The organism is Plantactinospora veratri, from assembly GCF_036421995.1.
GTDB lineage: Bacteria > Actinomycetota > Actinomycetes > Mycobacteriales > Micromonosporaceae > Plantactinospora > Plantactinospora veratri.
The window spans coordinates 1-9,640 of the sequence record NZ_JAZGQL010000041.1 but is presented as its reverse complement, the minus strand read 5'-3'; the positions used below and the strand labels follow the sequence as shown (position 1 = coordinate 9,640).

Annotated in this window: 8 protein-coding genes; 2 read left to right on the top strand and 6 right to left on the bottom strand. The window is 72.3% G+C overall.

The window, feature by feature from the left end:
• Positions 1-35: 35 nt before the first annotated feature.
• Positions 36-1,118, bottom strand: coding sequence for a GNAT family N-acetyltransferase (locus V1634_RS34990; RefSeq protein ID WP_331211907.1), 1,083 nt, complete (start codon positions 1,116-1,118; stop codon positions 36-38).
• Between the two features lie 52 nt (positions 1,119-1,170).
• Positions 1,171-1,923 (bottom strand): ACT domain-containing protein, encoded by a 753-nt coding sequence (locus V1634_RS34985; protein ID WP_331211906.1) that lies wholly within the window; start codon positions 1,921-1,923, stop codon positions 1,171-1,173.
• Positions 1,924-2,576: 653 nt separating this feature from the next.
• Between V1634_RS34985 and V1634_RS34980 the strand changes: the two genes are divergently transcribed.
• Positions 2,577-3,686: a phosphotransferase family protein gene (locus V1634_RS34980; RefSeq protein ID WP_331211905.1), complete on the top strand. Its 1,110-nt coding sequence runs from the start codon at positions 2,577-2,579 to the stop codon at positions 3,684-3,686.
• An 83-nt stretch (positions 3,687-3,769) separates the two neighbouring features.
• Positions 3,770-5,005 (top strand): acyl-CoA dehydrogenase family protein, encoded by a 1,236-nt coding sequence (locus tag V1634_RS34975; protein ID WP_331211904.1) that lies wholly within the window; start codon positions 3,770-3,772, stop codon positions 5,003-5,005.
• A gap of 48 nt (positions 5,006-5,053) precedes the next feature.
• Here the strand turns inward: V1634_RS34975 and V1634_RS34970 are convergent, their stop codons facing one another.
• The 4 genes from V1634_RS34970 to V1634_RS34955 all read right to left on the bottom strand — a co-directional run bounded on the left by V1634_RS34970 (position 5,054) and on the right by V1634_RS34955 (position 9,592).
• Positions 5,054-6,097, bottom strand: coding sequence for a LacI family DNA-binding transcriptional regulator (locus tag V1634_RS34970; RefSeq protein ID WP_331211903.1), 1,044 nt, complete (start codon positions 6,095-6,097; stop codon positions 5,054-5,056).
• A 176-nt stretch (positions 6,098-6,273) separates the two neighbouring features.
• A complete protein-coding gene (locus V1634_RS34965) occupies positions 6,274-7,707 on the bottom strand; it encodes a GH1 family beta-glucosidase (RefSeq protein WP_331211902.1) in 1,434 nt (477 codons plus the stop codon).
• Positions 7,704-8,504, bottom strand: a complete 801-nt coding sequence (locus tag V1634_RS34960; protein WP_331211908.1) for a carbohydrate ABC transporter permease — start codon at positions 8,502-8,504, stop codon at positions 7,704-7,706. Before V1634_RS34960 ends, V1634_RS34965 begins: the two co-directional genes overlap by 4 nt.
• A gap of 104 nt (positions 8,505-8,608) precedes the next feature.
• Complete coding sequence (locus V1634_RS34955) at positions 8,609-9,592, bottom strand: carbohydrate ABC transporter permease (protein ID WP_331211901.1); 984 nt, start codon at positions 9,590-9,592, stop codon at positions 8,609-8,611.
• Positions 9,593-9,640: the final 48 nt, after the last annotated feature.

Genomic DNA, 9,640 nt, shown 5'->3' with positions numbered 1-9,640 from the left:
CACCAGGACCGGACCGCCGGGTCTGTTCCGGGCCGCTACGCCTCGGCGGCGGCCGGAGTCTCGGGGCTGGGCACCGGCCCGGCAGGCTGATCGTGCAGCGGCACGGTGACCGTCAGCAGGTCGCCGTCCCGGTCGACGGTCTCCGGCCGGTGCAGCCGGTCCAGCAGGCGCAGCATCGGCACGTTGTCGGCCGAGGTGTACGCGAGCAGCGCCGCGCAGCCGGCCCGGGTGCCGTACCCGACCAGGCGGCGCAACAGGGCGCCGCCGAGGCCACGGCGCTGCCAGTCCTCCTCGACCAGCAGGGCGAGCTCGGCCACCACCCCCTCGGCGGCCAGGTTCGCCATCGCCACCACCCGTTCGGGCCGGCCGTCCGCGCCACCGGCCGACGCCAGCAGGGTGATCCCACGGGCCGGAGAGAGCAGCCGGCTCAGCCGCTGCGGCGCCGCCGCACCCCGCCCCGGATAGCGCCGGTGCAGGCTCCGCGCCGAGCAGCGTCGGTGCATCTCCAGCACCGCCGGCAGGTCGTCGGGAACGGCGGGACGTACGGTCAGCTCGGCGCCGTCCGGGAGTACCAGGGTCACCCGGTCGACGGCCTGCCGGGCCACCGCACCGGCCAGGTCCACCAGCGCCTGGGCGCGGGCGTACTCGGCCGGGGTGAAGCTCGGAGCCGTCCGCAGCACCTCGAAGGAGCCGCCGTACGGGTCGGGCAGCCGCATCGTCTCGGCGCCGTGCCCCGGACCCGCCGGACCGGAGACCACCGGCCGCCAGGTGACCGAGTCGGCGCTGAGCAGGCTGCGCAGCGACTCGCCGAGCGCGTCCGGATCGCGGACCAGCCGGCTGGCCAGGCCGAGCGCCCGGGTCGGCTGGTCGGCCAACCCCCGCGCCTCGCTGGGGGCCACCCAGCAGTTCCGGCCGCGCCCGCGCTCCACCGCCGCCACCAGGTCGTCCGCGGTCAACCCGGGCGGCGCGTCGACCAGGAAGTCGTCGACCGCCCCGGCCTCGGTGGTGTGCACCTGCACGGCGAGGATGTTCACCCCACGCAGCGCGAGACTCGCGGTGAGTACGGAGAGGAATCCCGGCCGGTCGACCACGGTCGCCCTGATCCGCCACAGTGCCATCTGCACTCCTTCCCGGTTCCAGCCTGCCCGCCCGCTGTTGCCCGCCGGCTGGTCAGCCGCGCCGGGTCAGCACCGCCGGCAGCGGCCCCGGCTCCACCGGTGGGGCGCTGACCAGGTCGAGCCGGTCACCGAGGATCGTCGCGGCGGCCCGCACCAGTTGGGCGACCCGGTCGACCTCGGTGACGTGGAAGCCGGCCGCCGTCAGCCCGTCGCCGTCCACCCGGGCCAGCATCAGCACCAGCCCGGCCCGGCCGAAGGGGGCGACCGCGTAGTGGGTGCCCGCCGGACCGTTGAGCGAGCGGGCCCGCAGCGGGGTCACCTCGGGCAACTCCAGCGGCGCCGGTGCCCGCCAGCTCGCGTACGCCACCGCGGGCGAGCCGCCGCCCCGGACCGTCCCCGCACCCGTGCCGGTACGCGCCGCCCAGTCGGCCGGTACCACGGCCGCCGCCGCCCAGTCCGCGGCGAGCAGCCCGGGTACCGCGTCGACGAGGGTGGCCAGCCCGTCGCCCGGGTTCGCGGCGATCTGTGCGAGCAGTTCGGCGTCCTGCCCGCCACCGTTCGGCGCGCCGATCGCCCGCCACATGCCGTTGACCCGTACCCCCGGGATGGCGGCGAGCCCGGCGCAGAGCCGGTCGACCCGGGACGCACCGGGCCAGACCACGGTGAAGTCGTCCACCGCCCGGCCGCCCAGTCGCTCCAACACCACCACCGCGACGATGTCGGCACCGGCGACGCCCAGCGTGCGAGCGACCTGACCGAGCGTTCCGGGTCGATCCGGCAGGGTCACCCGAACCCTCAGCAACATGTCCGTCCCCTCCGTCGGCGGACCGGCGCGCGTTCGCCGGCGAGCTGTCAACCAGGCTGCCCGATGAGCGTTTCGCCCCTGTTGCCGTGGCATGTCCCGGCAGCAACAACCCGGAAGCGGCACCGGCCCCGGTCCGCCCCCCGCCGCCCGACCGGGACCCGGGGCACACGCCCGGCCCGGGCTTGACTGGACGGCCCAAGTGCCATCAACTGTCCGGTTAACGCTTCCCCACGGCTCGCAGCAGGGGGATTTGTGGCTCGGACCGCACGGGAGGGAGGTGACCTGGTAGACCCGGACACCCGGACGCTGGTCGGATCGGACGGCAGCTCGCGGGACCAGACGACCGGAACGCTGACGCCGCCGGGCAGCCGCCGCCGGTCGCGTCGGCCTAGGGCCCGACTTCTGTTGGTGGACGGCCTCGTTCCACAACCAGCGACACCGCCCCTACTCGGCCAACAGCGCGGCCCGCGCGGTCGCGCCGGGACGCAACCGGAAGGTGTACCGCACCGTCTCGTCCACACCCGCAACCATCCCAACCGCATCCGACAGTCCTGGCCCCGCAGAGGAGTCGACGCCATGCCGAAAACCAGCCCTCCACCTGACCGCTCATTTTTTCCCGGGGCTCCAACCATCGACTTCTCCGGCTGCTCTCGATGACCGATCCGCCGGCCACCGCCGTCCGGCCGGAGCCACCCGCCGGGTCGCCGTCCGGGCTCGACCTGGACCGCCTGGCCGGGCACCTCGCGGCACACCGCCCCGACCTGCTGACCGGACCGCTCCGGGCGGAACTCGTCCTCGGCGGCCGCTCGAACCTCACCTATCTGGTCCGGGCCGGCGAGCACGAGTTCGTACTCCGCCGGCCGCCGCTCGGGCACGTGCTGGCCACCGCGCACGACATGGTCCGGGAGTTCCGGGTGATCTCGGCGCTCGCCCCGACCGGGGTACCGGTGCCGGCCGCCCTGCTGCTCTGCCCCGACGAGGCGGTACTCGGCGCGCCGTTCTACCTGATGGAGCGGGTGCCGGGGGTGGTCTACCGCAGCCGGGGCCAGACCGACCCGCTGACGCAGGCCCAGCGCCGGGAGCTGGCGCTGGTCATGATGGACGTGCTGGCGACGCTGCACACCGTCGACCCGGCTGCCGTCGGGCTGGCCGACTTCGGCCGGCCGGAGGGCTTCCTGGCCCGGCAGGTACGCCGCTGGGGCGGGCAGCTCGACCGGTCCCGCAGCCGGCCGTTGCCCGGCATCGACGAGCTGCGCCGGCGGCTGGCCGCGACCGCGCCGGACGGCTTGAACGCCGGGCGGATCGTGCACGGCGACTACCGCCTCGACAACCTGATCGCCGACTGCGGTCCCGTCGGGGTCGACGCCGCGCAGAGCCCGGCGGTGACGATCCGGGCGGTGCTCGACTGGGAGATGGCCACCCTCGGCGACCCGCTCGCCGACCTCGGTCTGCTGCTGACCTACTGGGAGGTGCTCGGCGACTCCGACGCCGCCGACGGCAACCCGGTCGCCGACGGGCTCGGCCCGCGCGCCGGGTTCCCGTCCGGCGCCGAGCTGATCGAGCGGTACGCGACCCGCAGCGACGTCGACGTCGGCCCGCTGGACTGGCACGTGGCGCTGGGCTGCTTCAAGCTCGCCGTCATCTGCGAGGGCATCCACTACCGGCACACCCTGGGGCAGACCGTCGGCGAGGGCTTCGACCGGATCGGCGCCCTGGTCGACCCGCTGGTCGGGTACGGCCTGGCCGCCTTCCGCCGGAACTGACCCGGCGCCTTCGCCGCCGCCTGAGAGGCACACGCCGCAGGCACACCGCAAACCCCGCCGAGCGCAACCGCCGAGGAGTATCGATGGACTTCGGATTCGACGCGCGCACCGCCGAGCTGCACGAGGCGCTGCACGACTTCCTGACCGACCGGATCCTGCCGGCCGAGCCGGTCTACGCCGAGCAGGTCGCCGCCGCTGCCGACCCGGCGACCGGTGCCGGAGCGTGGAGCCGGCCGCCGATCATGGCCGAGCTCAAGGCCGAGGCCCGCCGCCGGGGCCTGTGGAACCTCTTCCTGCCACATCCCGAGTACGGTGCCGGGCTCAGCAACCTCCAGTACGCCCCGCTCGCCGAGCTGACCGGCCGCAGCCCGCAGCTGGCCCCGGAGGCGCTCAACTGCGCCGCCCCGGACACCGGCAACATGGAGCTGCTGGCCGACTTCGGCAGCCCGGCGCAGCGGGAGCGCTGGCTGCGCCCGCTGCTCGACGGCGAACTGCGCTCGGCGTTCTGCATGACGGAGCCGGAGGTGGCCTCCTCCGACGCGACCAACATCGAGACGAGCATCGTCCGGGACGGCGACGACTACGTGGTCACCGGGCGGAAGTGGTGGTCGACCGGGGCGATGGACCCGCGCTGCGGGATCTTCATCGTGCTGGGCAAGACCGATCCGGCGGCGCCCCGGCACCGGCAGCATGCGATGGTGCTGGTGCCCCGGGACGCCCCGGGCGTGACGGTGCGGCGCGGCCTGACCGTCTTCGGCTATTCCGACGGGGCGCACGGCGGGCACGCCGAGGTGATCTTCGACGGCGTACGCGTGCCGGCGGACCAGCTCATCGGTGGGCCCGGTGACGGCTTCGCGATCGCCCAGGCGCGGCTCGGTCCGGGCCGGATCCACCACTGCATGCGCCTGGTCGGGATGGCCGAACGCGCCCTGGAACTCCTCTGCCGGCGGGCCGCCGGGCGGGTCGCGTTCGGCCGGCCGCTGGCCGAGCAGGGTGTGGTGCAGGAGTGGATCGCCGAGTCCCGGGTCCGGATCGAGCAGGCCCGGCTGCTGGTGCTCAAGACCGCCTGGCTGATGGACACGGTCGGCAACAAGGGCGCGCACACCGAGATCCAGGCGATCAAGATCGTGACACCGGCGATGGCCGAGTGGGTGATCGACAAGGCCATCCAGGCGCACGGCGGGGCCGGGGTCAGCCAGGACACCCCGCTGGCCGCCCTCTGGGCCGGTGCCCGCACCCTCCGGCTCGCCGACGGCCCGGACGAGGTGCACCGGGCCGCGCTGGCCCGCCGCGAGCTGCGGCGCTGGACGGTCGACTGAGGCGCCGCCGTGGGTCCCGGCGGGCGGCCCCGCCGGGCGGGGCGGTCGTCAGGCCGAGGTGCGGTGCACCAGATGGGTGTCGAGCAGCACGTACGGCACCTCGCGCTCCTCCCGGCGGATCCGCGAGACGAGCAGCCGGGCCATCTGCCGCCCCATCTCCTCCATCGGCTGGAAGACGGTGGTCAGCGGCGGCTCGGTCTGCCGGGCGATCGGGGCGTCCTCGAAGCCGACCACCGCCACGTCCTCCGGCACCCGCCGGCCGGACTCGCGCAGTGCCCGCAACGCCCCGCAGGCCATCAGGTCGGAGGCGACGAAGACCGCGTCGAGATCGGGGCAGCTGTCCAGCAGCCGGCGCATCGCCGCCGCGCCGCTGGTCTCGCTGAAGTCGCCGTACGCGATCATGGCGTCGCTGACCAGCCCGCCGCTTTCCCGTACCGCGTCCCGGTAGCCGGCCAGCCGGGCCACGCCGACGCCCATGTCCTGCGGGCCGGCGATGGTCGCCACCCGCTTGCGGCCCTGCCCGACCAGGTGTTCGACCGCCTGCCGGGCCCCTCCGGCGTTGTCCACGTCGACGAAGTACGCCCCGGACGGGTCGCCGAGCATCCGGGCCGGCCGGCCGCCGAGCACGGTCGGCAGCCCGCGCTGCTCCAGCAGGGTGGGCAGCGGGTCGGCGTCGTGCAGCGAGAGCAGGAGCACCCCGTCCACGTGCTGGTTGGTCAGGTGGTGCTCGACCCGCTCCCGCTCGGCCGGCGACTGCGCCATCGCCAGCCAGAGCTGCATCGGGGTCTCCAGCAGTGCGGAGCTGATCCCCCGCACGATGCCGGCGAAGAACGGCTCGCCGAAGACCCGCTCCTCCGACTCGGAGACCACCAGGGCCACCGAGTCGGTCCGCTGGGTCACCAGGGCCCGGGCCGCCCGGTTCGGCACGTAGCCCAACTCGGCGATGGCCCGCTGCACCGCCGCCCGGGCCTCGGGGCTCACCTGGGGTGATCCGTTGACGACGCGGGACACGGTGCCCCGCCCCACTCCGGCGCGGGCGGCGACCGCGTCCAGGGTGGGCCGCCCGAGTGAGCGGGTGCGCTGGGTTGTCATCGTCTGTCCCTCCGACGTCGGATGTCCGGCACCGACCCTCCACGGGCCGGTGCCGGGCACCCCCAATACTGGCTGACCACGCCTATTGAACCCCTGTTCAACCTGGACAGCGCGGTACCGGCGCCCCAACCTTCACCTTGGGGCACGACGGACCGCACGGAGAGGTCGAACAAGGTTCATTGTGCGGCCAAACCGTTACGTCGGATCACCTCGGCATACCACCTGGCGCTCGACTTCGGGATCCGGCGCTGGCTCTCGTAGTCGACGTAGACCATGCCGAAGCGCTTGGTGTAGCCCCACGCCCACTCGTAGTTGTCAAGCAGTGACCAGGCGAAGTAGCCCCGCAGCGGCACTCCGGCGGAGATCGCGGAGTGGCAGGCCCGCAGGTGCGCGTCGAAGTAGCCGAGCCGGTCGGTGTCGTCGATCCGGCCGTCCACCACCTCGTCGACGAAGGCGGAGCCGTTCTCGGTGATGTAGAGCGGCAGTTCCGGATATTCCCGATTCACCCGCTCCAGGGTCTCCACCAGCCCCGGGGCGTCGATCTCCCAGTTCATGTCGGTCACCGGCACGCCCCGGGTGACGAACCGGACCTGTTCGCTGCCGGGCCAGCAGGACTGGGCCCGCCAGTACGGCTCCGGCTCGACACCCTCGACCGGGGCGGCCACCACGTGCCGGCTGTAGTAGTTGATGCCGAGGAACGACATCGGGGTGGAGATGGTCTCCAGGTCACCGTCCTGGACGTGACCGAAGTCGGTCACCTCCGCCAGGTCGGCGACCACGTCCGCCGGGTAGCTGCCGCGCAGCACCGGGTCCAGGAAGATCCGGTTCGCCAGCCCGTCGATCCGGCGGGCCGCGTCGGCGTCGCCGTCCGAGGAGGTCTGCGGGGAGACGGCGTAGAGGTTGAGGGTCACCCCGACCTCGGTGTCCGGCCGGGCCGCCCGGATGGCCTGGGTGGCCAGGCCGTGCCCGAGCATCAGGTGGTGCGCCGCCCGGACCGCCTCGCCCGGATTGGTACGCCCCGGGGCGTGCACCCCGGAGCCGTAGCCGAGGAAGGCCGAGCACCACGGCTCGTTCAGGGTGATCCAGTTCCGGACCCGGTCGCCGAGGGCTGCGACGGTCAGCTCGGCGTACTCGGCGAACCGGGCGGCGGTGTCCCGGTTCGGCCAGCCGCCGGCGTCCTCGATCGCCTGCGGCAGGTCCCAGTGGTAGAGCGTGATCCACGGTTCGATGCCGCGCTCCAGCAACTCGTCGGTCAACCGCCGGTAGAAGTCCAGCCCGGCCTGGTTGCCCGGGCCGTGCCCGTCCGGCTGGATCCGGGGCCAGGCCACCGAGAGCCGGTACGCCTTCAGCCCCAGCTCGGCCATCAGCGCCACGTCGTCGCGGTACCGGTGGTAGTGGTCGCAGGCGACGTCACCGGTGTGCCCCTGCAGGACCCGCCCGGGGGTGTGGCTGAAGGTGTCCCAGATCGATGCGCTTCGACCGCCCTCGCGCACCGCCCCCTCGATCTGGTACGCCGCGGTGGCCGCGCCCCAGACGAAGCCGGGGGGAAAGATCGCGCCCTGGCCCTCCTCGAGCAGTTGCGTGGACAGTGGGCTCGTGGAGTTGCTCACGACTTGACGGCGCCTTCCATGATGCCGCCGATGATCTGGCGGCCGAAGATGATGAACACGATCAGCAGCGGCAGGGTCGCCAGCGCGGTGCCGGCGAACAGAGCTACATAATCCGTCTGGTAGAGGCCGGACGAAAGGATCTTCAACGAGTACTGCACCGTCGGCGTGTCGGGGGTGAGCACGACGAACGGCCAGAGGAACTCGTTCCAGGTCTGCATGAAGGTCAGCAGGCCGAGTACGGCGGCCGCCGGGCGCAGTGCCGGCAGCACCACGTTCCAGTAGACCCGCCAGGTGGAGCAGCCGTCGAGCCGGGCCGCCTCGATCAGCTCGTCGCTGATCGCCGACATCGCGTACTGGCGCATCATGAAGACCCCGAAGCCCTGGACCAGGAACGGCACGATGACCGCCTGGAGGGTGCCGGTCCAGCCCAGCTCCACCATCATCAGGTAGAGCGGGATGATGCCGAGCTGGGTCGGGACCATCATGGTCAGGATGATCACCAGCAGCAGCGCGTTGCTGCCCCGGAACTTGAGCTTGGCGAAGGCGAAGCCGGCCAGGGTGGAGAAGAAGATCACCGAGATGGTCACCACGGAGGAGACCACGGCCGAGTTGACCAGGCCGTAGAGGAACGCGGCGTCCTCGTTGGCCAGCATCCGTTCGATGTTGCTGAACAGCTGGCCGCCCGGGGTCGGCGGCATCTCGTAGACCGCGCTGTTGTCCCGGGAGGCGATGATGAACGACCAGACGATCGGGAAGACCGAGAGCACCGAGCCGATCACCAGGGCCAGGTAGGTCAGTGGGCTGGCCTGCCAGAGCCGGGCTCCGGGCGCGCCCCGGCCGCGGCGGCGGCGGGACGGCTGCGGCGTCGGGCTGACGGTGCGGGGCAGGGTCTGGATGGTGGTCACTTCTGCTCCCCCTTGACCGAGCGGCGGACCATCGCAAAGTTGATCAACGCGAAGACGACGATCATCAGGAAGAGCAGCCAGGACATCGCGGCGCCGGACCCGTACTCGAAGTTGCCGGTGAAGGTCCGTTCGTAGATGTACATCGCCAGCGTCTGGAACTCGTTCGAGGCGCCGCCGCGGATCAGCCCGAAGCCGTACATCAGGGGCTCGGTGAAGATCTGCAGACCGCCGATGGTGGAGATGATGATCGTGAAGAGGATGGTCGGCCGGATCAGCGGGACAGTGATCTTCCAGAACTGCCGCCAGGTGGAGGCCCCGTCCAGCGACGCCGACTCGTAGAGGTCCTTGGGGATGGCCTGCATCGCGCCGAGGTAGATCAGCGCGTTGTAGCCGGTCCACCGCCAGTCGACCATGAAGGCGATCGCGAACCAGGAGGCGTAGCGGTTGTCCCGCCAGGCGATCGGGTCGATCCCGACGGTGCCGAGCAGCCAGTTCACCAGGCCGTACCGGTCGGCGAAGATCAGCGCGAAGATGATGCCGACCGCGGCCACCGAGGTGATGTTGGGGATCAGGATCCCCATCCGGAACAGGGTGCGGCCGCGCATCTGCCGGTTCAGCAGGTTGGCGATCATCAGCGCCACCACCAGCTGCGGCACGGTGCTGAGCACGAACATGCCGAAGGTGTTGTAGGCGGCGTTCCAGAACTGCGCGTCGTCCAGCAGGACCCGGTAGTTCTCCAGCCCGACGAACTCCTTGGTACCGCTGAGCAGGTCGTACTCGAAGAGCGAGACGTAGACCGTGTAGAGGACCGGGAAGAGGCCGAAGACCCCGAAGAGGAGGAAGAACGGGGCGACGTAGAGGTACGGCGAGTACTTGATGTCCCAGCGCCCCAGGCGGTACGACCGCCGGCGGTGCGTCGGTTCCGGGGTGGGTGGCGTGGCAGCGTGCCGTGGTGGTGCCGCGCCGACGACAGAGCTCATTGCGGGGGTCCTTCCGGGGAGGTGGACCGGCCGGTGACCTCGCGGCGG

Coding starts and splice junctions, on each gene's coding strand:
- V1634_RS34955 (WP_331211901.1), bottom strand. CDS start 9,592: ATGAGCTCTGTCGTCGGCGCGGCACCACCACGGCACGCTGCCACGCCA.
- V1634_RS34975 (WP_331211904.1), top strand. CDS start 3,770: ATGGACTTCGGATTCGACGCGCGCACCGCCGAGCTGCACGAGGCGCTG.
- V1634_RS34990 (WP_331211907.1), bottom strand. CDS start 1,118: ATGGCACTGTGGCGGATCAGGGCGACCGTGGTCGACCGGCCGGGATTC.
- V1634_RS34970 (WP_331211903.1), bottom strand. CDS start 6,097: ATGACAACCCAGCGCACCCGCTCACTCGGGCGGCCCACCCTGGACGCG.
- V1634_RS34985 (WP_331211906.1), bottom strand. CDS start 1,923: ATGTTGCTGAGGGTTCGGGTGACCCTGCCGGATCGACCCGGAACGCTC.
- V1634_RS34980 (WP_331211905.1), top strand. CDS start 2,577: ATGACCGATCCGCCGGCCACCGCCGTCCGGCCGGAGCCACCCGCCGGG.